This window comes from Paenibacillus sp. USHLN196, assembly GCF_037144955.1.
GTDB lineage: Bacteria > Bacillota > Bacilli > Paenibacillales > Paenibacillaceae > Paenibacillus > Paenibacillus xylanexedens_C.
The window spans coordinates 259,570-284,648 of sequence record NZ_JBBCYH010000008.1; the positions used below are offsets into that span (position 1 = coordinate 259,570).

The 25,079-nt window shown below is 46.2% G+C and carries 26 protein-coding genes; 25 read left to right on the plus strand and 1 reads right to left on the minus strand.

Annotated features, from left to right (window positions below; genetic code table 11):
• The 24 genes from spoIIIAC (at window position 1) to WFI24_RS20595 (ending at window position 21,624) form a co-directional block, all read left to right on the plus strand.
• Window positions 1-204, plus strand: a complete 204-nt coding sequence (spoIIIAC, locus tag WFI24_RS20480) for a stage III sporulation protein AC (RefSeq protein WP_017687585.1) — start codon at window positions 1-3, stop codon at window positions 202-204.
• 31 nt (window positions 205-235) lie between these two features.
• Window positions 236-625: a stage III sporulation protein AD gene (spoIIIAD, locus tag WFI24_RS20485; protein ID WP_017687586.1), complete on the plus strand. Its 390-nt coding sequence runs from the start codon at window positions 236-238 to the stop codon at window positions 623-625.
• A 20-nt stretch (window positions 626-645) separates the two neighbouring features.
• The gene (gene spoIIIAE / locus WFI24_RS20490) at window positions 646-1,836 is read left to right on the plus strand and encodes a stage III sporulation protein AE (RefSeq protein ID WP_336763760.1); all 1,191 of its coding nucleotides are present in this window, start codon (window positions 646-648) and stop codon (window positions 1,834-1,836) included.
• Between the two features lie 30 nt (window positions 1,837-1,866).
• Entirely contained in the window at window positions 1,867-2,697 is an 831-nt protein-coding gene (spoIIIAF, locus tag WFI24_RS20495) for a stage III sporulation protein AF (RefSeq protein ID WP_336763762.1), read from the plus strand.
• A gap of 15 nt (window positions 2,698-2,712) precedes the next feature.
• Window positions 2,713-3,351 (plus strand): stage III sporulation protein AG, encoded by a 639-nt coding sequence (spoIIIAG, locus tag WFI24_RS20500; protein WP_145322633.1) that lies wholly within the window; start codon window positions 2,713-2,715, stop codon window positions 3,349-3,351.
• 66 nt (window positions 3,352-3,417) lie between these two features.
• Entirely contained in the window at window positions 3,418-4,248 is an 831-nt protein-coding gene (locus WFI24_RS20505; protein WP_336763764.1) for a SpoIIIAH-like family protein, read from the plus strand.
• A gap of 139 nt (window positions 4,249-4,387) precedes the next feature.
• Entirely contained in the window at window positions 4,388-4,852 is a 465-nt protein-coding gene (accB, locus tag WFI24_RS20510; protein WP_264928823.1) for an acetyl-CoA carboxylase biotin carboxyl carrier protein, read from the plus strand.
• A 55-nt stretch (window positions 4,853-4,907) separates the two neighbouring features.
• Window positions 4,908-6,251 (plus strand): acetyl-CoA carboxylase biotin carboxylase subunit, encoded by a 1,344-nt coding sequence (gene accC, locus WFI24_RS20515; protein WP_062835268.1) that lies wholly within the window; start codon window positions 4,908-4,910, stop codon window positions 6,249-6,251.
• A gap of 218 nt (window positions 6,252-6,469) precedes the next feature.
• Window positions 6,470-6,880 carry an Asp23/Gls24 family envelope stress response protein gene (locus WFI24_RS20520; RefSeq protein ID WP_017687593.1) on the plus strand — a complete coding sequence of 137 codons (411 nt, stop codon included), beginning with the start codon at window positions 6,470-6,472 and terminating at the stop codon, window positions 6,878-6,880.
• Window positions 6,881-7,025: 145 nt separating this feature from the next.
• Window positions 7,026-7,565: an alkaline shock response membrane anchor protein AmaP gene (amaP, locus tag WFI24_RS20525; protein ID WP_017687594.1), complete on the plus strand. Its 540-nt coding sequence runs from the start codon at window positions 7,026-7,028 to the stop codon at window positions 7,563-7,565.
• Between the two features lie 14 nt (window positions 7,566-7,579).
• Window positions 7,580-7,813, plus strand: a complete 234-nt coding sequence (locus WFI24_RS20530; protein ID WP_017687595.1) for a DUF2273 domain-containing protein — start codon at window positions 7,580-7,582, stop codon at window positions 7,811-7,813.
• Window positions 7,814-8,034: 221 nt separating this feature from the next.
• Complete coding sequence (nusB, locus tag WFI24_RS20535) at window positions 8,035-8,487, plus strand: transcription antitermination factor NusB (RefSeq protein ID WP_336763768.1); 453 nt, start codon at window positions 8,035-8,037, stop codon at window positions 8,485-8,487.
• Between the two features lie 61 nt (window positions 8,488-8,548).
• The gene (folD, locus tag WFI24_RS20540) at window positions 8,549-9,406 is read left to right on the plus strand and encodes a bifunctional methylenetetrahydrofolate dehydrogenase/methenyltetrahydrofolate cyclohydrolase FolD (protein WP_336763770.1); all 858 of its coding nucleotides are present in this window, start codon (window positions 8,549-8,551) and stop codon (window positions 9,404-9,406) included.
• A gap of 10 nt (window positions 9,407-9,416) precedes the next feature.
• On the plus strand, window positions 9,417-10,781 hold the full coding sequence (xseA, locus tag WFI24_RS20545) for an exodeoxyribonuclease VII large subunit (RefSeq protein ID WP_336763772.1): 1,365 nt from the start codon (window positions 9,417-9,419) through the stop codon (window positions 10,779-10,781).
• On the plus strand, window positions 10,771-11,028 hold the full coding sequence (xseB, locus tag WFI24_RS20550; RefSeq protein ID WP_017687599.1) for an exodeoxyribonuclease VII small subunit: 258 nt from the start codon (window positions 10,771-10,773) through the stop codon (window positions 11,026-11,028). Before xseA ends, xseB begins: the two co-directional genes overlap by 11 nt.
• Window positions 11,021-11,926: a polyprenyl synthetase family protein gene (locus tag WFI24_RS20555; protein WP_442956244.1), complete on the plus strand. Its 906-nt coding sequence runs from the start codon at window positions 11,021-11,023 to the stop codon at window positions 11,924-11,926. Before xseB ends, WFI24_RS20555 begins: the two co-directional genes overlap by 8 nt.
• A 283-nt stretch (window positions 11,927-12,209) precedes the next feature.
• Window positions 12,210-14,117, plus strand: a complete 1,908-nt coding sequence (dxs, locus tag WFI24_RS20560) for a 1-deoxy-D-xylulose-5-phosphate synthase (RefSeq protein ID WP_336763776.1) — start codon at window positions 12,210-12,212, stop codon at window positions 14,115-14,117.
• 22 nt (window positions 14,118-14,139) lie between these two features.
• The gene (locus WFI24_RS20565; RefSeq protein ID WP_336763777.1) at window positions 14,140-14,985 is read left to right on the plus strand and encodes a TlyA family RNA methyltransferase; all 846 of its coding nucleotides are present in this window, start codon (window positions 14,140-14,142) and stop codon (window positions 14,983-14,985) included.
• Window positions 14,986-15,070: 85 nt separating this feature from the next.
• Window positions 15,071-15,556 (plus strand): hypothetical protein, encoded by a 486-nt coding sequence (locus tag WFI24_RS20570; RefSeq protein WP_145322617.1) that lies wholly within the window; start codon window positions 15,071-15,073, stop codon window positions 15,554-15,556.
• An 84-nt stretch (window positions 15,557-15,640) separates the two neighbouring features.
• Window positions 15,641-16,090, plus strand: coding sequence for a transcriptional regulator AhrC/ArgR (gene ahrC / locus WFI24_RS20575; RefSeq protein WP_145322615.1), 450 nt, complete (start codon window positions 15,641-15,643; stop codon window positions 16,088-16,090).
• A gap of 55 nt (window positions 16,091-16,145) precedes the next feature.
• Complete coding sequence (gene recN, locus WFI24_RS20580) at window positions 16,146-17,864, plus strand: DNA repair protein RecN (protein WP_145322613.1); 1,719 nt, start codon at window positions 16,146-16,148, stop codon at window positions 17,862-17,864.
• A 120-nt stretch (window positions 17,865-17,984) separates the two neighbouring features.
• Window positions 17,985-19,313 (plus strand): SpoIVB peptidase, encoded by a 1,329-nt coding sequence (gene spoIVB / locus WFI24_RS20585; protein ID WP_336763779.1) that lies wholly within the window; start codon window positions 17,985-17,987, stop codon window positions 19,311-19,313.
• A gap of 195 nt (window positions 19,314-19,508) precedes the next feature.
• The gene (gene spo0A, locus WFI24_RS20590) at window positions 19,509-20,315 is read left to right on the plus strand and encodes a sporulation transcription factor Spo0A (RefSeq protein WP_062835258.1); all 807 of its coding nucleotides are present in this window, start codon (window positions 19,509-19,511) and stop codon (window positions 20,313-20,315) included.
• Between the two features lie 352 nt (window positions 20,316-20,667).
• Window positions 20,668-21,624: a GGDEF domain-containing protein gene (locus tag WFI24_RS20595; protein WP_336763782.1), complete on the plus strand. Its 957-nt coding sequence runs from the start codon at window positions 20,668-20,670 to the stop codon at window positions 21,622-21,624.
• Window positions 21,625-21,804: 180 nt separating this feature from the next.
• Here the strand turns inward: WFI24_RS20595 and WFI24_RS20600 are convergent, their stop codons facing one another.
• Window positions 21,805-22,617, minus strand: a complete 813-nt coding sequence (locus WFI24_RS20600; RefSeq protein WP_336763784.1) for a FlxA-like family protein — start codon at window positions 22,615-22,617, stop codon at window positions 21,805-21,807.
• Between the two features lie 406 nt (window positions 22,618-23,023).
• On the opposite strand from WFI24_RS20600, the gene WFI24_RS20605 reads away from it, so the two are divergent.
• Entirely contained in the window at window positions 23,024-24,997 is a 1,974-nt protein-coding gene (locus WFI24_RS20605; RefSeq protein WP_336763786.1) for an AraC family transcriptional regulator, read from the plus strand.
• The last annotated feature ends 82 nt before the right edge of the window (window positions 24,998-25,079 follow it).

The following is a 25,079-nucleotide window of genomic DNA, read 5'->3' on the forward strand; positions in this document are numbered from 1 at the left end:
ATGAATCTAGAAGTGAACGCAATCTTTCAAATTGCGGGTATCGGAATCATTATTGCCATGATTCACACGGTACTGAAACAAATGGGAAAGGAAGATATGGCTCACTGGGTGACCGTAATCGGATTTGTCGTTGTATTGTTCATGGTGGTCCGTATGCTGGACAGCCTGCTACAAGAGATCAAATCGATATTTCTTTTTCAATGAAAACGGTCATGAAGCCGGATGGTGGTGACCTGTGGAAATTATCCAAGTTGTAGGTTTGGCGCTCATCGCAACAGTGCTCATTCTGGTCATTAAGGAACAGAAGCCGATGTTTGCCTTTCTGATTGCTGCCGCGACGGGCATTGTGATCTTCATGTTGTTGATTGGCAAGATCGGTGCAGTCATCGAGGTGTTGAAGCGGCTTGCCGAGAATTCAGGCATGGAGAGTATTTATCTAAAAACGGTGCTGAAAATCATTGGCATAGCGTACATTGCTGAATTTGGTGCACAGATCGTCAGGGATGCAGGCCAGGAGAGCATTGCGTCCAAGATTGAACTGGCCGGCAAGGTGTTGATCCTCGTTCTTGCTATACCGATCATTAGCATTATTATCGAAACCGTCATGAAGCTGATGCCGGTGTAGAAGGGGCGTGCGGACTTCATATGAAATCGATTCATCATAAGCCGCAATGGCGCCTTACGGTTGTGCTGATGCTCTGTTTTCTGTTCGGTATTCTTGGACAGGTTACTGCAAGCTCGCCTTCCGGCGAGTGGATGGAGCAGCAGGCCGATCAGCTTCCCAAGGATCAGGTGGAGAAATACTGGGATCAACTGATGCAACAATACGGTGGTTTCTTCCCGGATGGGAAAACCCCTTCCTTCATGGATATGTTAATCCCCGGCAATGAAGGGTTCAGCCTGAAGTCGGTGTTTGTAGCCATAGGAACCTTCTTGCTGCATGAAATTTTATATAATGGCAAGCTTCTGGTCACGATTGTGATGTTAAGTGTACTGAGCATGATTCTGGAGACCCTTCAAACCGCCTTTGAGAAAAATAATATTAGCAAAATCGCCTATTCGATCTGTTATATGGTCATCATCATCATTGCCATTAACAGCTTCAGTGTGGCGATTGGATACGCCAAGGATGCCATAACCGGCATGATCAACTTCATGATGGCGATGGTTCCCTTGTTATTCACACTGCTCGCGTCCATGGGTAACGTCATCACCGTCTCTGTGACTCATCCACTCATCATTTTCATGATCCATCTGGTGAGTACATTAATTCACATGCTCGTATTCCCGCTACTCTTCTTCTCAGCTGTTCTGCATCTCGTCAGTTCATTGTCTGACAAGTACAAGCTGACACAGCTGGCAGACCTCCTGCGCAATATTAGTGTGGCACTGCTGGGTATCCTGCTGACGATGTTTCTGGGCGTAATCTCGGTTCAGGGAGCATCGGGCTCCGTAGCGGATGGAGTCAGCCTGAAGGCCGCCAAATACATCGCAGGCAACTTTGTCCCTGTTGTGGGCAGAACATTTGCGGATGCGACGGATACGGTAATTACAGCTTCACTACTTGTCAAAAATGCAATTGGACTCACTGGCGTTATCATCATCCTGTTTCTATGTGCCTTTCCGGCACTCAAGATCCTGGCTATTGCCTTGATATACAACGTTACCGGTGCCATTATGCAACCGCTCGGAGACACCCCGATCGTAGGATGTCTACAGGCCATTGGCAAGAGCATGATATACGTATTTGCGGCGCTGGCAGCTGTCGGGTTGATGTTTTTCCTGGCGATCACCATCCTGCTGACTGCAGGGAATCTGACTGTCATGATGCGCTGAGTGCAGGTTGCAAGAAAGGGGTTGGAGAGGATGGGGTGGCTGAGCAACTGGCTCCAGGAATTGATCATGATCGTTCTGCTGGCGACTTTCGTGGATATGTTATTGCCCAATCGATCCATGGAACGTTATGTGAAGCTTGTGCTGAGCCTTCTCATCCTGCTGACTCTTTTATCACCCATAACCAAGCTCCTCAGAAGTGATCCGGTTGGTGAACTGAAACGGGCAATGTCGGCCATGGATGCTCCATCGGCTGGGAATGCAACGCTCGAACAGATTCTGGCTCAGGGCAAGCGACTGCAAGCGAATGAGCAGGAACAATCCCTGCAATGGACAGCCAAAGAACTGGCTAATGTCATGAAAGGCCAGATTGAAGAAACAACAGGAGCGAAGGTTCAGTCCGTAGAGGTGCAACTGGCAATGAGTAAATATGAAACGGAAATGGAAGCAGCCTCGTCAGTCGAACTGCCTGTAATCCAGCGTGTGTTGGTTGAGATGGCAGGAGAGAATGCAGGAGGAGAAGTGAATTCAACGCAGCAAGAAGTTGCTGCAAATACACAACCCATATTCGGCACAGATACAGAGTCAGAAAAGGATGAATCGCAGAAAACACAACAGCCCATCCAGATTGGTCAGATAGAAGTGCCTGATGTACAGATTGATGTGAATAAAAGTCAACATGATGGAAATGAAGCATCTTCCGAGCCTGTTATACGTGATCAGGTAGATGAGACGAAGCAGCAAGGTGAGACATCTTCACGGTCTGAACATGCGGTGCAGATTATTACATTGTTGACTGAAAAGTGGGATGTTGATGCGAACAACGTCCAAGTGAAAGAGCCGAGAAGTGCTGAAGTTCTCTGAGGAGGAGGGTGTCCGATGAAACAATGGTTCAAAAAGATGGAAACCTGGATGGGTGGCGGTGAGGGTGGGGCTAGGCGGAGCCAAACTTTCCGTTGGTTGATTATCCTGGGTTTGATCGGGGTGGGAATCATGCTGTTCAATTCCTTCGTCAATGTCAAAAAAATTGATTCCGAAAATATCGGTCGGGAACCACCTGATCCGACAACATCCATGGCATCCATACAGAGTGATCCGATGGATCAGAACCCTTTTCAGGCAATCGAAATTGCATTTGAGGACAAGATCAAAGGTGTGCTGGAGAATATCGTTGGTGTGGGGACCGTTGATGTGATGGTTACCGTGGATTCCACAGAAGAACTGGTCGTTCAGCGGAACGTGAAGGATTCTCAGCAACTTACCGAAGAAACTGATGCTAACGGGGGCAAGCGACATATGACGCAATATACCCGTGATGGCGAGATTATTACGTACGAAATATCAGGGGATCAGACACCGATAGTGACCAAAAAGCTCAAACCGCAGATCCGTGGTGTACTTGTAGTTGCCAGGGGTGCAGAGAATAAGGTTGTGAAGGAACTGATAACCGATGCTGTGGAAAAAGGACTGAATGTGGCTGCCTACCGGATCTCGGTTGTACCGCGCAAACAAGACTAATCTGGTGTGATGAATCGCAAGATTCAATTCTCATAAGAGTGAAGCCAATTTGAGGAGGAAGTTCTAATGAATAACAAACGTCAAACGGTATGGCTCGTTTCCATGCTGAGTCTGATGGTCATTTTGTCCGCGTATTATCTGTTCACTGAGGATTCTGGTCCAGTCAATGCACCCGTGGCTGACAGTCAGCAAGTCGATGGAATCAAGCAAGGGGAAGCGACGGAAACAGCAGGCATTCTTGATCCTACACAAGGTCTGGTTGTGAATGAAGTGGTGAATAGCGGAGAAGTTGAGAGTGACCCAAGTACGACTGGTACTGTTGAAGAACCGGCGGCTACAGAAGGTAAAGAGGCCGGAAATACAGAGAAAACACCTGCTGTCGAATCAGGCGAGAATAAGGGTGAAGCAGGAAAAGAAGCCGACAAAGAAGCGGATAAAGGGGCAGCAACTACACCAGAGACTGACGGTCAGACAGAAGGCACTGCAACGAAGACGGATGAGGAAGTCCTCAAGGAAATGGAAGAGCAGAATACGACAGCATCTGCGAGCAGCCAGTTCCAGAACTACCAGTGGCAGCGTGAGGAAAGCAACAATCGCAAGTATGAGGAACTGATGACCGTGGCGGGTGATCTGAGCAAAACGCCAGAGGAGAATGCCAAAGCAACGGAGCAACTCCGTACACTGGAAGAAAAAGAAGCCAAAATTACAGGCATTGAGGAGACACTTTCCCAGCAGTTCGCCAATGCGATTGTTCAAGAAGATGCCGACAAGTATAAAGTTGTGGTCCTCAGTGACAAACTGGATGTAAAACAGGCGGTATCCATTGTGGACCTGGTCATGAAAGAATTGGCTGTTTCACAGAACAAAATCAGCGTGCAATACGTTACAGAACAGTAATCCAAATCATGGAAATGCAGTCCCGGGAGCTGGTTGTACTCTCGGGCTCTTTCCATTTTTAACGATTATGATATAATACATAAAGCCATATGACCGTCCTAGTGAGACTGGCATGATGCCGAAGGAGTGAATAATGGAAATGTTTAAATTGAGTGAGATCAAAGAACTGATCAAACTGGTAGATGAAAGTTCCGTTCAAGAGTTGGAAATTGAAAATGAAGGATCACGGTTATCGATCCGTAAACCGGGCAAAACGGAGTATGTTCAGGCAGCTGCTGTGCAACCGCAAATGATTGCTGCTCCGCAAGTACAGCCGGCAGCAGTAGTAAGTGAAGCTGCACCGCAGGTCGATACTACAAGTCATTTACATAAAATTGTATCTCCGATGGTAGGTACTTTTTACAGAGCTTCCTCGCCGGAAGTGGGTCCTTTTGTGAGCGTAGGTGATAAAGTTGTTGAGAAAACAACGGTATGTATCATCGAAGCGATGAAGCTGATGAACGAGCTTGATGCGGACATCAAGGGAGAAATCGTTGAAGTGCTGGTTGAGAACGGACAGCTGGTCGAGTACGGGCAGCCCCTTTTCCTGGTGAAACCGGAATAACCGTTATAGCTGGTTAACAGCTAACCGCATGAGCTTCGAAGGAGGACAAAACGAAATGAAATTTCAAAAAATACTGATTGCGAATCGTGGAGAGATTGCGGTACGTATTATTCGTGCCTGCCGCGAAATCGGCATCTCAACGGTAGCCGTCTATTCAGAAGCGGATAAGGATTCTCTGCATGTTCGTCTTGCAGATGAGGCTTACTGCATTGGACCGACACTGTCCAAGGACAGTTATCTGAACTTCACGAACCTGATGAGTGTAGCTACACTCACAGAATGTGATGCAATCCACCCTGGTTACGGTTTTTTGGCGGAGAATGCTGATTTTGCAGAAATCTGTGGTTCCTGCAACATCACATTTATCGGGCCTTCACCGGAAGCCATTACCAAAATGGGAGACAAGGCTGTTGCCAAACAAACGATGAAAGATGCAGGAGTGCCTGTTATTCCTGGATCAGACGGCCTCGTTGAAAATATGGATGAAGCAATCATGATTGCTAGAGATATCGGATATCCTATTATTATCAAAGCTACTGCTGGTGGTGGTGGTAAGGGAATTCGTATTGCCGAAGATGAAGAGACGCTGATTAAGCAGATTACAGCTGCTCAGCAGGAAGCTCAAAAGGCATTTGGCAATGCAGGTGTATATCTGGAGAAATTCCTGACAGGCATGAAACACGTGGAAATTCAGATCATTGCTGATAAACACGGAAATGCAGCGCATTTGGGAGAGCGTGATTGCTCGGTTCAGCGTCGTCGCCAGAAATTGGTAGAAGAAGCTCCGTGTCCGATCCTCTCCGAAGATGTGCGTACACTGATGGGGGAAGCTGCAGTACGGGCAGCTCTGGCCGTGGATTACTCGGGAGCAGGCACATTGGAGTTCCTGCTTAGCCCGAATGGCGAGTTCTATTTCATGGAGATGAATACGCGTATTCAGGTAGAGCATCCGGTAACCGAGATGGTTACTGGCGTGGATCTGATTCGTGAGATGATCTCGGTAGCTGAAGGCAACCCACTTTCGTTCCGTCAGGAAGACGTGGTTATCAATGGTTGGGCCATTGAATGTCGTATCAATGCAGAAGATCCGGATCGTAACTTCATGCCATCACCAGGCAAAATCGGATTCTACCTTGCACCCGGAGGACCGGGCGTGCGTGTAGATAGTGCTGCTTATCCCGGTTATACCATTTCACCTTTCTACGACTCCATGATCGCGAAGTTGATTGTGTGGGGAGCGAATCGTGAAGAGGCGATTGCCAAGATGAAGCGTGCACTTGGGGAGTTTGCGATTGAAGGCATATCCACAACAATCCCTTTCCATCAAAAATTGCTGGAGCACCCAACGTTCATTCGTGGTGACTTTGATATCAAATTTCTTGAGGAAAACGAGATTTAAAAGGTATATTGGGCTTGTTTGTCATAATGTAGCCCAAATGATATAGTATGTAATAATAAGAGCGCATGTCTCCTGCAAAGGATAAGCCCGCACCTCGCGGATGTTTGCAGGAGTTCCGGTAAAGCCGGACCGGAAGGGTTGTGAAGGTCGTTTGACCTGAGTCCAGCGCCCTCACGGATGGCCGCAAACTTATCTCGCGAAAGGTGTGTTGAACAGTTATGAGTACACTACCGACTGAATTTGAACGAACGGATATCGGTGAAATCCAGATCGCACCTGAAGTTATTGAAGTGATTGCTGGATTGGCAACTCTTGAAGTGAAAGGTGTAGCAGGCATGAGTGGCGGATTCGCAGGCGGATTTGCTGAATTGCTTGGTCGCAAAAACCTTTCCAAAGGCGTTAAGGTTGAAGTAGGCCAACGTGAAGCTGCAGTCGATGTTTCCGTCATTATCGAGTACGGATACCGTCTTCCACAAGTGGCTACGGAGATTCAACAGAACGTGAAACGTTCCATTGAGAACATGACAGGATTGAATGTAAATGAAGTGAATGTTCACATTCATGACGTTCAGTTCAAGAGCACTGAGAAAGTGGAAGAAATTGACCTGAACAGTCAGCGCGTAAAATAAAAGAAGACAGATTCCCCCGGCATCATCTGCCGGGGGTTATCCCGTCTTGGACAGGTCTTCATTATAGCGAAAGCTAGGTGAGGATCTGATTTTTGCTAGTGAACAGGTTAAGTGATGTTAGTGAGCAAGGGAGGCTGTGCAGTTCGTGGCTAAAATACTGGATCGGCTTCTGTTGTTTATATACAGCATAAGCGTTGGAGCAATATCGGCAGCCGTCATTCTTCTGATTAGCGGTGTGCTGCCTTACGAATTGAATTACCAGCAGGAACAAAACGTTATTGTTGCCTCGGTTATTGCAGCAGCGATTTTGTTTATCCTGAGTTTGCGATTTTTCTACATCTCGGTTCGGCGTGAGCGTGCTTCGTTGCCGTCTGTGGATCAACGCACAGAATTTGGTGATGTACAGATTTCGATGGAGACGATTGAGAATCTCTGTTTGAAGGCGACTTCCCGTTTTCGGGGAGTGCGTGATGTCAAGGCACGTATACGTGTGGTTGAGTCAGGACTGGAGATTATGATCCGTGCAGTAGTGGATGGCGAGACACCTATTCCTGCGCTGACTTCTGATCTGCAAAAGGCTATACATGATCATGTGCAAGAGATTACGGGCATTCCGGTATCTTTTGTCACGGTGTATATCGCTAATGTAACCCAGTCGCCTAACTACAAGAGTCGAGTGGAATGAGGTGAGTTTCACTGATGCTGTGGAAAGAGATTTGGGATAGTCACAGAGGCCGAATTACCGGGATTATCGGCGGCATCTTTTTTGGATTTCTTTATGTATGGATCGGTTTTTGGGATATGTTGTTCTTTGCACTCTTGGTGTTCATCGGTTATACGTTAGGCAGACGAAGCGATTCAAAGCTGGGTTCGTCCATTCCCTGGAGGGAGTGGGGACAATGGCTTGGCGATCGCTGGCGTCCGTTTAAGTGACCTACCTGAACCCTGCAATATGTTTCTTCCGAAAATAGAGCTGTAGTTTAGGTTGCCCGTTTTTTGGAGGAAACGTATTGCAGGTTTTTTTGTGAAAAGGGATAACAATAACAATACCATGGAAGCCATCCATCTATCCGATACAGGATATGATGCGATGTCTGCATGATTTTAAAATAAGCATGATGACGCTCCAGATGGAGCGCTGCAGGAGGCAGGACATGAAAAGACGTTTGGCAAGGGAAATTGCAGTACAAAGTCTGTATCAGATGGAAATGAATGAGGTAGGTGCAGCGGAAGCTGTGAACATGTTGATCAATGAAGCCGCTGAAGATAATGAAACCGAAGTGGTTATCCGCGATGCAGATGTAATGCGTACCTATGTTACTGAGATGGTACAGGGAGCCTGGAACAATAAGGAAGCGATTGATGGGCTGCTTGTGGATTATTTGAAAGGCTGGCAGATCAGCCGTCTATCACGTGTGGATCGTCAGATTCTACGACTGTCAACGTATGAAATGGTATTCCGTGATGACATTCCGGCAAAGGTATCGGTCAATGAAGCAATCGAGCTGTCCAAATACTTTGGTACAGAAGAATCCGGTAAGTTCGTCAATGGTGTACTTGGACGTATGATTCAGGATGTTGACGCGATTAAAGCAAAATTATCTTAAGTTATGATTAACTATTTGAACAACCTCTAAATTTATATTCACATAAGGGAGAGAGAGTACAATGACAGCATCTATTATTAACGGTAAAGAAGTATCCCAAGAGATCCGCGCAAGCATGACAACAGAAGTAAAACAGCTTAGCGAACAGGGGGTAGTACCTGGTCTGGCTGTTGTGCTCGTCGGGGAAGATCCGGCATCCCAAGTATATGTGCGTAATAAAGAAAAAGCATGTCACGACCTCGGCTTCTATTCAGAAGTGCATCGCTTGGATGCAGACACGTCCCAAGAAGATCTGCTTGCGCTGGTGGACAAGCTGAACAATCAGAAATCCATTAACGGAATTTTGGTTCAGCTCCCGCTGCCGAAGCATATTGAAGAGAAAGCTGTTATTGATGCGATTGCCGTGGATAAAGACGTAGACGGATTCCATCCGGTGAATGTAGGTAATCTCGTTATTGGTGACGATAGTCTGCTTCCGTGTACCCCAGCGGGTGTAATCGAACTGATCAAGCGCACTGGACTCGAAATGTCCGGTAAACATGCAGTAGTCATCGGAAGAAGTAACATTGTCGGCAAACCGGTATCGCTGTTGCTCCAACGTGAGAATGCGACGGTAACGATGTGTCACTCCCGTACCGCCAACATGAAAGAAATCACACGTCAGGCAGATATTTTGGTTGTAGCTATCGGCCGTGCCAATTTTGTGGATGCTGATTTTGTGAAACCGGGTGCTGTTGTTATCGATGTCGGCATGAACCGTTTGGAGAATGGCAAGCTGGCAGGAGACGTTGATTTCGAAAGCGTGAAAGAAGTATCTGGTCCAATTACACCTGTTCCTGGTGGTGTTGGTCCAATGACAATTACGATGTTGATGCAAAATACATTGATCGCTGCCAAACGCGCTCACGGATTGGCCTAGGGTTCTGTCTGTGGCAGATCAAAAGATCTACTCCATCAAAGATCTGAACCGATACATTCGAATGAAACTGGAATCGGATCAGGTCCTGTCGGACGTCTGGCTGCGCGGGGAGATTTCGAATTTCACACATCACTCCAGTGGCCACATGTATTTTACATTGAAGGACAAGGACAGCCGGATCAAGTCGATTATGTTTGCATCCCATAATCAGCGATTACCCTTTGTACCGAAGGAGGGTGCAAGGGTTATTGCCCGTGGTAATGTCTCGGTATATGAACGGGACGGGCAGTATCAATTCTATGCTACCCATATGCAACCGGACGGAATTGGAAGTCTGTACTTGGCTTACGAACAATTGAAGAAAAAGCTGGAGGATGAAGGTTTATTTTCACCTTCGAGAAAAAGACAGATTCCTCGTTACCCACAGACGATCGGAGTTGTAACTTCACCGACGGGAGCGGCGGTGCGGGACATTATGATTACACTCCAACGCAGATATCCTTCTGCGAAAGTCGTTTTATATCCGGTTCTGGTCCAAGGTAAAGGCGCAGCACCTTCCATTGTTAAAGCGATTGGTAACCTGAACCGCATGGGAGAAGCCGATGTACTTATCGTTGGACGCGGAGGCGGTTCACTGGAGGAATTGTGGGTGTTCAATGAGGAGATCGTGGCAAGAGCAATTGTCGCTTCGGATATTCCTGTCATTTCTGCCGTTGGACACGAAACGGACTTTACCATTGCCGATTTTGCGGCTGATTTGCGTGCGGCTACACCTACAGCAGCTGCTGAACTGGCTGTACCTAATCGGGCTGAGTTGCTCGATCAGATCGGACAACGTCAGCGCCAGTTACAGCACAGCTTGCGTCAGCGTGCTGTACATAATCGTGAACGGCTCGCAAGATTACAGCGTTCGCCGGTGCTTGTTCATCCAAGACGTACCTTAATGCAGCACACGGAACGTTTGGATATGATGCACCAACGGCTTTTGAGAACTGTGGATACGCGTATGAAATGGACGGGAGAGAAGCAGGAACGTCTTCGGGCCGCACTGCAACGATTCAATCCTCGTGATCAGGTCAATGCAGCACGCCGTGAAAACGCGGCAGCACGCAGACAACTTGAACTTGCGATCAGGTCCATAACCAGATCGAAACAGCAACAGTGGAAGTCATCTGTGCGGCATCTGGATGCGCTTAGCCCGCTTAAAGTCATGTCACGCGGATATAGCCTCGTCTATGACGAGCAGGAACAACGATTGATCAAGTCGATGAAGGATGTACAACCTGGAGATTCGATCAAGATTAAATTAACAGACGGGCAGCTGGACTGTCAGGTTTGGGGAATGAAGGAGGACGACAATACCCATGGCGAATGAACCGGAATTGAATTTTGAAGAAGCAATGGCGGCATTGGAAGACATCGTAGGTCAGCTTGAGCATGGTGATGTTCCGTTGGAACAAGCCATCGATCTGTTTCAGCGCGGGATGAAACTTTCGCAACTTTGCGGTCTGAAGCTGGAACAAGTGGAACGCAAGATCGAGATGATCGTAGAAGAAGATGGAGAGCTTCGCAAGAAGCCATTCGGAACTGCTGACGATGAGAGCGGTGAAGTCCATGAGTAATCGTCCTTCGTTTCAAGCATACCTTGAGGAAGTCACAGCTGAGGTGACTGAAGAGTTGAAGCACACTCTTCCCGATCATTGGGATGTACCTCAATCGCTGAAGGATGCGATGCAATATTCACTTATGGCCGGAGGCAAACGCCTTCGTCCTCTTCTGGTCGTTGCTGCGGCGGAAGCCTTCGGTGCACAGCGTAAAGCTGCAATGCCGGTAGCCTGCGCCGTGGAGATGGTTCACACCTATTCACTGATCCACGACGACCTGCCTGCTATGGATAATGATGATTACCGTAGGGGGAAATTAACGAATCATAAGGTATATGGTGAAGCAACAGCCATTTTGGCAGGTGATGCACTGTTAACGCATGCTTTTTATAGTATTGTTCAAGCGGGTCGGCGCAGCGGGGTGGCATCAGAAGCATTGCTGTCCATCGTAGAGGATATGTCTGAACTCGCTGGAGCAAGAGGCATGGTCGGTGGTCAAGTTGCGGATATGGAAGGCGAGCAAGGGATGACTGATCTTGCGCAGCTCCAGTACATTCATTTGCACAAAACGGGTGACTTAATTGTATTCTCCCTCATTGCTGGAGCACGAATCGGTGGAGCTACAGAAGGACAGTTGGAAGCACTGCGTGTGTTCGGCCGTGATCTGGGGCTGGCGTTCCAGATTCAGGATGATATTCTCGACCTGACGGGCGACGAGCAAAAGATGGGCAAGAAAACACAGAGCGATGTGAATCAGCAAAAGGTAACATATCCTTATTTTATTGGGATGGATGCCTCTATGGATGAAGTGAAGTCCCTTACACAATCTGCAAAAGATGCACTTGAAAGAGCCGAGTTACCTGATGCATCGAGATTGGTGGAGATCGCAGATTATCTGATGAGTCGAGACCATTAGATTCTGACAGAGCACGCTGTTTCAAAACCTGTAGAACAGTGTAATGAATGTAATGTCCTTTTTCCGAGTGGATGGAAAAAGTCTGTCCCGAAAAGATTCGGGAATACATACGGAGACAGATCATATCTATCTTGCTGGCGAAAATGCTCGTTATCGGGAGTAAAGTGCAGTAAATTATGATTCTTGTTCTTTTATGTTATAATGATTTAATGTCATTTGATTCATAATGTAAATAGGGATTTACACAAATAATTAAACAATCTAGGAAAGCGGGGAGATTCTCGTGCTGCTTCCACAAATTAAACAACCCAGTGATCTAAAGTCGATGTCTCAGGATGATCTTGCGCTTTTGTCGGCAGAGATCCGGCAGTTTATAATTGAGAAACTGTCCGTTACAGGTGGGCATCTTGCACCCAACTTAGGAGTGGTTGAGCTCACGGTAGCCCTGCATTACTGCTATAACAGTCCAGCAGACAAAATGATTTTCGATGTAGGGCATCAGGCTTATGTTCACAAAATACTTACAGGGCGTATGGATCGCTTTGATACATTGCGTCAACACAACGGACTCTGCGGATTTGTCAAACGTAACGAAAGTGAACATGATGTATGGGAAGCTGGCCACAGCAGTACTTCATTGTCCGCTGCGATGGGGATGGCCCTTGCACGTGATCTGAAGGGTGAAGATAATCAAGTCATCGCAATGATTGGTGATGGAGCGCTTACAGGTGGTATGGCATTTGAGGCCCTCAATCATATTGGTCATGAGCAGAGAAAACTGATGGTTATTTTGAATGATAATGAAATGTCCATTGCTCCAAACGTTGGGGCTATGCATAAATATTTGAGCAAGATTCGTTCGGATCGCCATTATCTGAAAGCGAAAGATGATGTCGAGGGAATGCTCAAAAAAATCCCAGCTATTGGGGACCGTTTGGCCAAATCGGCAAGCTGGATCAAAGACAGTGTCAAATATATGATGGTACCTGGGGTTCTTTTTGAAGAACTGGGCTTCACGTACTTGGGACCGATTGATGGTCATGACATTCCTAAATTGATCGAGACGTTCAAACAGGCGGACAATGTGGATGGTCCAGTCATGGTTCATGTTCTCACGACCAAAGGAAAAGGTTATCAGCCAGCTGAAGCCGATTCGCACAAGTGGCACGGGATTTCTCCGTACAAAATTGAATCCGGTCAAGTGCTGAAAGCTGTAGGAAAACCGATGTACACCGAAGTGTTCGGTCAAACGCTGATTGATCTTGCGAAGCAGGATAAGCGGATTGTAGCTGTAACTCCAGCAATGCCTACAGGGTCAGGGCTCATTCCGTTTAGTAAGGAATTTCCGGATCGCATGATTGACGTAGGTATCGCAGAACAGCATGCGGCGACGATGTGTGCTGCGTTGGCCATGGAAGGCTTGAAGCCGGTATTTGCCGTGTATTCAACGTTTATGCAACGTGCTTATGATCAGATTGTACATGATATTTGTCGTCATAACGCCAACGTGATGTTTGCCATTGACCGTGCAGGCTTTGTAGGTCCCGATGGCGAAACACATCAAGGGGTGTACGATGTGGCGTTCATGCGCCATATTCCAAATATCGTTCTGATGATGCCAAAAGACGAAAATGAATTGCGTCATATGATGAAAACGGCGCTTGATTATAATGAAGGTCCGATTGCTTACCGTTATCCACGAAACAATGTGGTGGGTGTACCTCTGGATGATGAGCTTGTTCCGATTCCGATTGGAACATGGGAGCAACTGCGTCCATCGGAAGGCTATGCCGTTATCGCTTCAGGATCGATGGTTCAGCTTGCAGAAGAAGCAGCAGAGATGGTAAAACGGGAAGGCATTACAGCAGGTGTAATCAACGCTCGCTTCCTCAAACCTCTGGATGAGCAAATGCTGCGTGATTTGGCTGTTCGAGGCACCAAATTGATTGTACTTGAAGAAGCATCCCAAGCAGGAAGCATGGGCAGTGCGGTTCTGGAGTTCTACGCAGAACAGGGATTGCATGATGTACATGTGCAACTGATGGGGATTCCGGATCGCTTTATCGAGCATGGCAGCATCAAGGAACAACGTGAGGAAGTGGGTCTTACCGTTGAGAATGTATGTGCTGAACTGCGCAACATGGCTGTTCAGTCATCTTACAGCATGCCCAAAACTCGTTTTCCTTCGTAAATTTACATGATAGGAGAAAGACATGTCACTCCCGAAAGAACGAATTGATGTTCTGCTGGTTGAGCAGGGCTATTATGAAAGTCGTGAGAAGGCGAAAGCAGCGATCATGGCTGGACTGGTGTATGCCAACAATGAGCCGATTGAAAAGGCGGGCATGAAAATTCCACGGGAAGCCGAGCTGAAGGTTAAAGGCTCGGTACATCCCTATGTTGGCAGAGGCGGATTAAAGCTCGAAAAAGCGATCCGTCATTTCGGCCTTGATATGAATGGACTTGTCATGCTCGACATCGGTTCATCCACCGGTGGCTTTACGGATTGTGCACTACAGCATGGTGCGTCCCACGTATACGCCATTGATGTGGGCTATAATCAGCTCGACTGGTCTTTGCGTAATGATGAACGGGTTACCGTGATGGAAAGAACCAATTTCCGCTATGTGACTCCCCAAGATCTGACCGGACCCGTGCCAAATTTTGCGAGTATTGATGTGTCTTTCATTTCACTGCGCATCATATTGCCGCCACTCCTGGCCCTTTTGAAACAGCCTGCAGATATCGTAGCATTGATTAAACCTCAATTTGAGGCAGGGCGTGAAAAAGTAGGCAAGTCCGGTGTAGTGCGTGATACGAAGGTACACAAGGATGTATTACAGACCATGCTTCATTTTGCGAGTCAACTTGGTTTGAATTTGCAGAGTTTAACTTTTTCCCCTATAACCGGTGGAGAAGGCAATATAGAATTTCTTGCTCATTGGCGTCTGGAAGCACCAGAGGCAACACAACCAGAGAACGATCCAGCTTCACTTGATGCACTTGCGGAGCAAGTTGCGAAGGAAGCGGCGCATACATTTACGGGAAACTCATCATAAAGATGGGTTTCTTTTCGCTGGAAAGGTGATTGATGTAAAGGGAAATCATGACTGAATCTCGAATATGTCTTCGAGGTGAGCGATAATGAATGGTCAATATGACACAATCGTTATAGGAGTTCTTGCTGTCTGTCTGATCTTGTGGCTGTTCATCGGCCTGCGTAATTGGGTGAACCGACCGATGCCTGTAAGCTTGTCTGGAATGCAACTAAACGTGAAGATTCAGGATTCCCCGGCATTAGATCTGCTTGAAGCGCAGGGGTACGAAGTCATCGGGGGTAAAATGAAAGTCCCCCTGGCTTTTGAGGCCAACGAATCCGTATTTTACAGCAGATTATTTATCGATTATGTTGCAGAGCGTGAGGATCTCAGATACCTGGTCAAAACATCGCGTCGCAGACAGCCGCTTGAATTGACTGGTCCTGCGCTACGGGATCGCTTCCTCAATTATCTGTTATTATATCCTGGTTGTGAAGGACTGCTGTATGTTGACGTGGAGGATTCCGATATTAAGTTAATCAGGCTCATGGACTATCAGGAAGATGTGTATGATGGGGATGATCTGGACTAATATAGTAGGATGAACATGGTTTGGCGAAATCTGCGGCGAACTACACTTGCTGCTTTATTGCAATACATTTAACTGGAGGCATGTATGAAAGGACAAAGGCACATCAAGATTCGTGAAATTATTAGTCAAAATGAAATTGAGACTCAGGATGATCTGGTTGAAGCACTGCGCAAATCAGGTTTTCAGGTGACTCAGGCGACGGTATCCCGGGATATCAAGGAACTGTTATTAATCAAGATTCCGATGGATGACGGACGGTACAAGTATTCTTTGCCAACAGATCAACGATATAATCCGATTCAGAAGCTGAAGCGTGCACTCGTTGACAACTTCCTGCATATTGATCACACGAACAACCTGGTTGTGATGAAATGTTTGCCGGGAACAGCGAATTCCATTGCTGCTTTACTTGATAATATTGAGTGGAATGAAGTCATGGGCACGATCTGTGGAGATGACACCATCCTGATTATCTGCCGGACTGAAGGTAACAGTGTGACCGTTATTGAGCGGATCATGGGTTACATTTCTTGAATAAATGGTTCAAAAACATAATTTCTGAGTTAGTCATCCGGAGGTGTTTTTGCAGATGTTAGTTACGTTATCGATTCGTAATCTGGCTGTGGTGGAAGAAGTGGATGTTGTATTCCACCCGGGATTCCATGTACTTTCTGGGGAAACGGGTGCAGGGAAGTCGATTATTATAGATGCACTTGGTTTAATTGCTGGTGGACGCAGTTCAGCAGATTTGATCCGGTACGGTTGTGATAAGGCAGAGATGGAAGCCCTGTTCGAGATGGAGCAGAGTCATCCGGTATGGCAGACATTAGAGAAGCTGGGTATCCATTGTGAGCCGGAAGAGCATTTGGTCATTCGACGTGAACTGAACACCCAGGGGAAGAGTACGTCCCGCATTAATGGGCAATTGGTCAATCTCACCATGCTGCGGGAAGTAGGCGAGAAGCTGATCAATATCCATGGTCAACATGAACATCAGAGTTTGCTGCGCGCTGAGAGCCATCTGGGGCTTCTCGACACCTATGGTTCTGAAGTCATCGGACCGATCAAAGCGAAATATCAGGAGCGCTACAGCAAGTTTATCACAGCGGAAAAAGAATTGCGTGCACTTCAGGAGTCCAGTCAGCGTGCTTATCAACTTCTGGATATGTATCGCTTTCAGCTTGAAGAGATCGCAGCCGCAAGCCTTACACGCGGTGAGGATGAATTACTCGGGGAAGAACGGGTCAAACTATCCCATAGTGAGAAAATGATGGACAGTGTTGCCGGAGCATATGATTTGCTTAGTGGTCAACGCGGACTTGAAGCTGTAAGTATTGCTCTTTCAAGAATTGAAGATATATCCGGATACGATAGTAAAGGTCTGCAACCTATTGTAGAGCAGCTGCAATCGGCATTTTATCAATTGGAAGATGCAACATTCCAGTTAAGGGATTACCGGGAGAAGATTGAATTTAATCCGGCAAGGCTGGAAGAAGTGGAGCAAAGGTTGAATCTGATTTCTGGCCTCAGACGGAAATACGGGGACAGCGTGGAACTTATTCTGAGTTATTATGATCAGATTAGCCATGAAACCGACCAATTGGAGAACAAGGACGAACGTCTAGAGAAATTGCGAGCTGAACGTGATAAAATGCTTAATCTTGTGATGGAGTCTGCCGAGGAACTCAGCAAGGTTCGCAAACAATGTGCCGAGGAACTCGCTGCGCAAGTGGAAAGTGAGCTTAAGGATCTGCAGATGGAGCGAACTTCACTGCGTGTTCAGATTACTCCATTTGAAGATCCGAAGGGAATTGAATGGAATGGCCGTCGTATTCGTCTGAATCGTCAGGGTGCGGACAATGCCGAATTCCTGATCTCACCGAACCCCGGTGAACCACTTCGACCATTGGGCAAGATTGCTTCAGGTGGAGAGCTGTCGAGAATGATGCTCGCGATGAAGAGTATCTTTGCACGACATGATCGGATACCTGTGTTGATTTTTGATGAAGTTGATACCGGCGTTAGTGGGAGAGCAGCTCAATCCATTGCAGAAAAATTATTCCGGCTGTCTTCGACTTGTCAGGTATTCTCAATAACTCACTTACCACAAGTGGCTTGTATGGCAGATCATCAGTATCTCATCGAGAAACATGTCTATGATGGACGGACGATGACGCAGGTGGAATCGCTGTCAGACGAAGGCAGAGTGAAGGAATTGGCACGTATGCTGGGCGGCGTGGAAATTACAGAAAAAACGCTGCATCACGCACAGGAAATGCTGAATTTGGCGGAAGCCAAAAAAGGGTGAAACGGACGGCTGGCGTAATGATTGACAGTAATAAAAGCCTGGGGGCGAGGTTATCTTAAAGGTACGCAATTGGCGACCACCTTTCGTCAAGCGAAAGAAGCAAAGGGAGTGTGACAGCCATTGAATTCCCCCCTCAGGAAGAAATTGCTAGGTCTTTTATTTGCCTTCTTTCTTTGTGTGATTAGCCAGGCCATTCAGCCTGTGCAAAGTTATGCTTCACTGCCGGATGAATTACAGGTGTTTGCTGGCAGGCAAGCGGATGTCCGGCTCGCCGTACCTGCTGCTTCAAGCGCCGTTGTAGATCGTCCTGATATCGTTGGTTTGGATGATCAGGCAGCGATGCATGTTACCAGGCAACAACCTTTGCATCTTCACCCTCAACAGACGGGACATGCTAAATTAACGTTGAAGTTGTGGGGTAAAATTCCGGTGAAAACAGTTCAGGTAAATGTGATACCGGATTTGCGTGTTGTACCCGGGGGTCAAACGATTGGCGTCAAAGTTAAATCAGCAGGTATTCTGGTGGTTGGACATCATCTGGTCCATTCTGGCCAAGATGAGCGCGTATCGCCCGGAGAAACCGCTGGCATTAAGCTTGGGGATCTGATCACGCATATGGATGGTAAACGTCTTGATGGTGTGGCAGGTGTCTCCGAAGCCGTTGAACTTGCAGGCAAAAGTAAAAAAGGCATCGATGTGGTATTAAAACGTGGCAAGGAAACGGTCAAAACACGATTGACTCCAGCGTATGACTCCGAGGATCAAGCGTGGAGGCTTGGCTTGTATATTCGTGATTCTGCAGCTGGTGTAGGTACTCTTACCTTCTATGCTCCCGATCAGGGCGTATATGGCGCACTGGGCCATGTCATTACAGATATGAATACACAGACATCCATTGTTGTGGGTAGTGGTCAGATCGTTCAGTCAAACGTTACGTCAATTTCGAAGAGCGAGACCGGTGATCCGGGTGAAAAACGTGCTCATTTCCTCAAGGAAAGTAAGATTTTGGGCAATATTGAACGCAATACGGCTTTTGGCATCTTTGGTAAAATGTCCGGAAATCCTGAGCACAGTCTGTATTCCAAAGGCATTCCCGTTGCTTTTTCTCATGAAGTTAAGGAAGGCCCGGCCGAAATTCTTACCGTGGTTGACGGTCAACAAGTTGAGCGCTTCTCCATTGACATTGTTCATGTAGCAGATCAATCTGAGCCAGCGACTAAAGGTCTCGTACTTCGAATTACAGACCCAAAACTGCTGGATAAGACCGGAGGCATTGTTCAAGGTATGAGTGGCAGCCCAATTGTGCAAAATGGTAAATTGATTGGTGCAGTGACTCATGTATTTGTTAACGATCCGAAATCAGGGTATGGTTGCTTCATTGAATGGATGTTACAGGATGCTGGCGTTATGATGAAAAAGGAAAACGCAAAGAACCTCAAGGCTGGATAAACAGCCCTGAGGTTCTTTTTTGTCGAAAGCAAACATAATATATCGGATAATGAAATAAATTATTTATTATATAGGATCAAGAAAAAAAAATAAAGAAAAATAATTTTCGACAGGAGGAATTTAACCTGCTGTGTCGAAAATTTAACCTGTAAGGAAATGTACGAAACGATGTTTAATTTAAAGGAGGATACCGTTTTGCAAAAAATTGAGGTATTGCTGGCCGATGATAATCGTGAATTTACGAATTTGCTTGCCGAATATATATCTGAACAGGAAGATATGGAAGTAACCGGTATTGCATACAATGGAGAAGAAGTACTGCAATTGCTGGAGCAAACCCGGGATGTGCCGGATGTACTGATTCTGGATATCATCATGCCACATCTGGATGGACTGGGTGTGCTGGAGCGCTTGCGCAACCTGAACCTGTCTCCACAGCCTAAAGTCATTATGCTTACGGCATTCGGACAAGAGAATATCACACAGCGTGCCGTGCAACTCGGAGCTTCCTACTACATTCTTAAGCCGTTTGACATGGAAGTGCTCGCGAATCGTGTACGCCAACTGGTGGGAACACAGACCGCGATGTCCACAAGCAGCGGATCATCCATGTTCATGAAATCAAATGTCGTGCCAATGGGCAAACACAAAAATCTGGATGCCAGCATCACGTCCATCATACATGAAATCGGCGTTCCTGCGCATATTAAGGGATATCAGTATTTGCGCGAAGCCATTACGATGGTGTACAACAATATCGAAATTTTGGGAGCCATCACCAAAACACTGTATCCGGCCATTGCCGAAAAATTCAAAACAACGCCGTCCCGCGTCGAACGTGCGATCCGTCATGCCATTGAGGTAGCTTGGACGCGTGGTAACATCGACAGCATCAGCCACTTGTTTGGCTATACGATCAACATCAGCAAGTCTAAACCGACAAACTCAGAATTCATCGCGATGGTCGCTGACAAGCTGAGAATTGAGCACAAGGTTAGCTGAAAGGGTCAGGAGTAGTGAGCCTGCAAATTTTTTATGGCGATAAACTTGGGTGATATATGCTAACGAATACCGTTATTTATTGGATTGAAGATCATCCAATAGATGACGGTATTTTGCATTACGAAATAACGGAGATGATGATGATGATACCTATTTTTACAGCGTTACTTCCGATCATTGAGGAAAAACCTACCTCTTAGTACCATTTTAGAAAAAGGAAATATTTTATAAACTTTTTACCTTGAGTTAACGCTTTTTTAGTTAGAAAGTGGTACGATGTGACCATTGACAAAGACCCACTATATAATTAGAACGCTTGGATTGGATGCTACGAATAGAGGGGTAGAGTGGTATGTTTACGCAAATAGGTGAGATTGCTGAACCAATTCCTGTAGTACGATCTGATACAAAATGCGATATCGTCTATCATCTGTTTAAGTCTACTCCCAGTCTGGAAGGTATAGCTGTTATGGGGGACAAGGGTGTGTCATTGATGATGCGAGCCCGATTCTTCCAACAGATTGGCACACAATATGGCTATAATCTGTATATGGGACGTCCTGTAGAACTCGTGATGAATACGCGGGCACTGGTCGTGGATTATTCGGAACAGATTACAGATGTAAGTGTTCTTGCGATGGATCGAGACGAAGGGGATTTATATGACCTTGTGCTGATCACCTCGGGCGACAGTTTCTTTGGTGCTGTGAGTATTCGCCGTTTACTGCTTGCTGTAGCTGATGTACGGGCTGAAATGGCGATTTTTATGAACCCGCTGACAGGTCTTCCAGGGAATCATATCATAAACGAACGGTTATATCAGGCGCTTCAGATGGATCATTTTAGCGTGCTTTACGTGGATCTCGATCAGTTCAAATCCTACAATGATAGCTATGGTTTCAAGATGGGGGATCAGCTTATTCAGGCAACAGCTAACTTGCTTCGCAAGCTTTTTGTTTTTCCGGAAGCTTTTCTTGGACATATCGGGGGTGATGATTTTATCGCAATCCTGAATCATCATAATTATCAGCATATTAGTGAGGAAGTCATTTCAGGCTTTGAGGACATGAAGAGGACGTTCTACAACGAACATGATTGGAGTCATCAATATGTTCTGGGGGAAGGACGCTCCGGGTTGAATCGGCCCATTCCTCTAGTGTCGGTATCCATCGCTGTTGTGACCAATAGGAAGCAAAAATATGAAAACATAGATCAGATTATCGATGAGGCCACACGCATCAAAAAAAGTTGTAAAGCGATTGTCGGCAGTATCATCTGTGCAAATGATAGCGCTAGTAATCCATGCTAGAGTAAGAATTACCTATAATAGATGCAGCTAACGTGCAAGATGCAAGAAAACCGCTACGTATCAGGCGTTAGTCACCTGTCATAGCGGTTATTCTATCCTTGCCTAAGAGTCGAAAGTTGTGTAACGAAAACACTTTAATCTCATTATGTATACATATAAGAATGTAGGATCAGTACGTACTCAGATTCGAATATCAACGGATGGATATGAAGCAGCAGGAGATGCACCAGCCGGAGTTTGCATCCGGTTTCCGGATACCTGATCTGTGTTTTCGCCATCCGGTAGCTTCTCCGTATTTCCAGTTTTATTATCTTCGTTTACTTCATTATCTTCTTCCCCAGATGCTGCAGATCTGGGAGGTTGGACCGCTTCTTTAGGCGCGGATGGATGGATCTCTTCCACCAGTTCCCCAATCTTCTGATTGACTTTGCTCAACTGAGCGTTGATGTCCTGAACTACTTCTCGTTTTGCCTGGAAGACCGTGCGCTCTGCATTTTCCAGCATCATTGATTTGCCGAGATCGAGATCATTTCCCGGAGGGTTGATCTCCAGGACAAGTCGGTCGAAGCGGGTTTCTCCCTCGGTAGTCTGTATGGAGCCCTGCATGCGATCACGCATACCGACCAGCTTACCCAATTGATCATAAGTCTGACTATTCTTGATCAGGTGATCCAGTGAAGGGGATTGTGCCTCGTCGGTTGGTTTGGGCTGTTGCTGAGGAGTCTTTTCGGGCTGTTTTAATTTGTTCTTTTCCTGCAATTCTTCTGCTTTAATTTGGGCAATTTGGCTGTCGACTTGGGATATGGAGTTTGTTAAGGATTTAATTCGTTCAGCTTTGGTTTTGGTATCCAACTCGTCATTGGCTTTTACACTCTGGATTTCTTCATTAAGTCTGATCTTCTGCTGCATGAGCCCCTGAATTTCTTTATCCCGATTGGGGACTTGGTTCCCGGGAGTGAAACTGCTTTTGGTTACAGATGAGATTGAATTCATATCCTGTTCTCCTTATACACTTAATTGTGAGTCTATTTACATATATCGGATGTTAAGAGAAGTAATTGAAGATCAATTGCTTCGTTAGAATGGATTCATTTACGTAGGCCTAGATGTGAACTCCAAACGGGTCTGGAGTTCACTGGATGCCGTTAAGATCAGACGGAGGAATTGGCCGCGTGGTTTACAAAGGTCTCTGAACAACAATAAAGTAACGAGTACTGTATGATAAGATGAAATGCAATTTCAGCCTAGAATTACAGTTGATAATGAAAATTATTATCATCTATAATGTAAGGAATATTAGTGAACCTCTGCTACTACGCATGTATTACAAGGATGGGTGGCAGAATGATGACCTTGCAAGGTCTTTGTTGCGGGTGAGGCTGGGATTGGAGAGTATTCGATGCAATTAGACGAACAGATGAAATGCTGGAATCATGCCGCTGTTAAGGTCCTGGATATACGCCGGATTGTTATGGAGGCAGGGGCACAACTGGAGTCCTACATACTTCCGGCAAATGGTTTTATATATACGATTCGAGGATCTGCTGTACTACGATTGGATGGGCAAGCATACAAGGCAGAGCGATTTTACATGCTTCATGGGGCGAAAGGATCTTCACTGGATATCCAAACCAACGAAGATTTCGAGTATATTCTGCTCTATTACAGAGCATTTCTTGCCTTTCCTAATTATCGTAAAAAGTGGTTAATGGCACAACCTGAGGTTACACCGTTCTCATTGCAATATGGCTTTGCGCCAAGTAGTCCACTTGGGCTGTTACGTTACCTTGACGAGCTTGAGAATGCATGGGTGCAGTCTGGCAGTCTGGATCTGCTTCATACGAAAAGTTTATTTTACCAATTCATTCATGAAATGATGGTTCAGTTGGCAGAGCAGGAGATCAAAACTGAGCTTGCTGACCCGGTGAAACAAACACTTCGTTATATACTAAAGCATTACAGGGAACAGGTCACGCTTGATTTTCTGGCCGAACAATTCAACTATAGCTCCCGGCATTTATCCATGCAATTCAAACGACAGACGGGTTACAGTCCCATCGATTATTTAATTCAGACTCGAATCGCCAAGGCGCGCAATCTGCTTGTACGATCGGATGCAACGCTGAGTGAAATTGCAGCCGAAGTGGGTTATTCGGATGTGTATTATTTTAGTCGAATCTTCAAAAAACATGTGGGGATCTCTCCGATTCTGTATCAGCGAAAGATGAGAGAAGAAGCTCGAACAGAGGATCGTCCATTGCAAATCTCTGAATCGTCCATTGGCCGAAGATGGAAGTCGGGATATATTGATTATGAGAATCATTATCAATATATAGACGGAGGGTCTACACCAATGAAAAGAAGAAAAACAAGTTCCAGTATGATCATGGTTGCATTATTGAGCATAACGATGCTCCTTGCAGCCTGCTCTTCAGGTACAGCAACAACACCAGCAGCTGGCGAAGGAACGGGTGCCAGTTCCAATAGCAGCAGTACGGCCGTGTCATCGGACACAGGAAGCCAGACGAACAAAGACAATGAAACACGCACAGTCTCAACGGTTAAAGGTGACGTGGTTGTTCCAGCGAATCCCAAACGGGTTGTTGTATTGTATCTCCAGGGGGATGTCGTTGCACTTGGAGTTAAACCAATCGCTACCTCAGATGTATACGACGGGGCTGCATATAAGAGTGAGCTTGAAGGTGTAAATGCACTGGGTACCTGGTTCGAACCGAATCCCGAAGCTGTCATTGATCTTGATCCGGATCTGATCATTGTTCCTTCAGAAGAGACGTATACGTTATTAAAAGATATTGCACCTACGGTATATATCCCGTATGAGAAATTGTCTACAGAGGAAAGACTCCATAGTATAGCGAGTATTTTTGGCAAAGAGCAGGAAGCCGAGACGTTAATCACCAATCTCAACACCAAAGTTGAAGAGAGTAAGAAAACTCTTGCAGATGCAGGCATACTGGACAAAACAATCTCCATTGTGGAGGGTGGTTTGAAAGGGATGGTCATTGTAGAGAGTAAACAATTTGGCCGGGGATCTCAGGCGGTATATGAGTACTTGGGAATGAAAGCACCTGAAGTTGTACAGAAGAAAATTGATGTAGTTTCGGACGCTGCAGGCTCCACGATCTCCATGGAAGTCCTTCCTGAATATATCGGAGACTATGTGTTTCGCTCTGTGTATGAAGGGGCAGATAACTTGACGGATAATCCAATATGGAGCAGCATCCCAGCGATTAAAGAAGGTCGTCTGATTGAGATTGATTTCGATTTCTTCTATTATTCGGATATCTATTCAATCAATAAACAACTTGATTTTGTCGTAGAAAAGCTATTGGCGGCGCCAAGAGCGCAATAGAAAAGAGCGGAGATGTTCGACAGAATTTTTGTACAAGAAATGTTTGTTTTTTAGTCATTGTAATTTGATAAGATTACCATTA

Excerpts from the sequence above, each read along its gene's own strand:
- WFI24_RS20555 (WP_442956244.1), top strand. The coding sequence starts at position 11,021 with ATGAGTAATCGTCCTTCGTTTCAAGCATACCTTGAGGAAGTCACAGCT.
- WFI24_RS20530 (WP_017687595.1), top strand. The coding sequence starts at position 7,580 with ATGCTGTGGAAAGAGATTTGGGATAGTCACAGAGGCCGAATTACCGGG.
- WFI24_RS20505 (WP_336763764.1), top strand. The coding sequence starts at position 3,418 with ATGAATAACAAACGTCAAACGGTATGGCTCGTTTCCATGCTGAGTCTG.
- WFI24_RS20565 (WP_336763777.1), top strand. The coding sequence starts at position 14,140 with ATGTCACTCCCGAAAGAACGAATTGATGTTCTGCTGGTTGAGCAGGGC.
- WFI24_RS20570 (WP_145322617.1), top strand. The coding sequence starts at position 15,071 with ATGAATGGTCAATATGACACAATCGTTATAGGAGTTCTTGCTGTCTGT.
- WFI24_RS20600 (WP_336763784.1), bottom strand. The coding sequence starts at position 22,617 with ATGAATTCAATCTCATCTGTAACCAAAAGCAGTTTCACTCCCGGGAAC.
- spoIIIAF (WP_336763762.1), top strand. The coding sequence starts at position 1,867 with ATGGGGTGGCTGAGCAACTGGCTCCAGGAATTGATCATGATCGTTCTG.
- xseB (WP_017687599.1), top strand. The coding sequence starts at position 10,771 with ATGGCGAATGAACCGGAATTGAATTTTGAAGAAGCAATGGCGGCATTG.
- ahrC (WP_145322615.1), top strand. The coding sequence starts at position 15,641 with ATGAAAGGACAAAGGCACATCAAGATTCGTGAAATTATTAGTCAAAAT.
- WFI24_RS20605 (WP_336763786.1), top strand. The coding sequence starts at position 23,024 with ATGCAATTAGACGAACAGATGAAATGCTGGAATCATGCCGCTGTTAAG.
- spoIIIAG (WP_145322633.1), top strand. The coding sequence starts at position 2,713 with ATGAAACAATGGTTCAAAAAGATGGAAACCTGGATGGGTGGCGGTGAG.
- spoIIIAE (WP_336763760.1), top strand. The coding sequence starts at position 646 with ATGAAATCGATTCATCATAAGCCGCAATGGCGCCTTACGGTTGTGCTG.
- folD (WP_336763770.1), top strand. The coding sequence starts at position 8,549 with ATGACAGCATCTATTATTAACGGTAAAGAAGTATCCCAAGAGATCCGC.
- spoIIIAC (WP_017687585.1), top strand. The coding sequence starts at position 1 with ATGAATCTAGAAGTGAACGCAATCTTTCAAATTGCGGGTATCGGAATC.
- nusB (WP_336763768.1), top strand. The coding sequence starts at position 8,035 with ATGAAAAGACGTTTGGCAAGGGAAATTGCAGTACAAAGTCTGTATCAG.
- accC (WP_062835268.1), top strand. The coding sequence starts at position 4,908 with ATGAAATTTCAAAAAATACTGATTGCGAATCGTGGAGAGATTGCGGTA.
- WFI24_RS20595 (WP_336763782.1), top strand. The coding sequence starts at position 20,668 with ATGTTTACGCAAATAGGTGAGATTGCTGAACCAATTCCTGTAGTACGA.
- recN (WP_145322613.1), top strand. The coding sequence starts at position 16,146 with ATGTTAGTTACGTTATCGATTCGTAATCTGGCTGTGGTGGAAGAAGTG.
- accB (WP_264928823.1), top strand. The coding sequence starts at position 4,388 with ATGTTTAAATTGAGTGAGATCAAAGAACTGATCAAACTGGTAGATGAA.
- WFI24_RS20520 (WP_017687593.1), top strand. The coding sequence starts at position 6,470 with ATGAGTACACTACCGACTGAATTTGAACGAACGGATATCGGTGAAATC.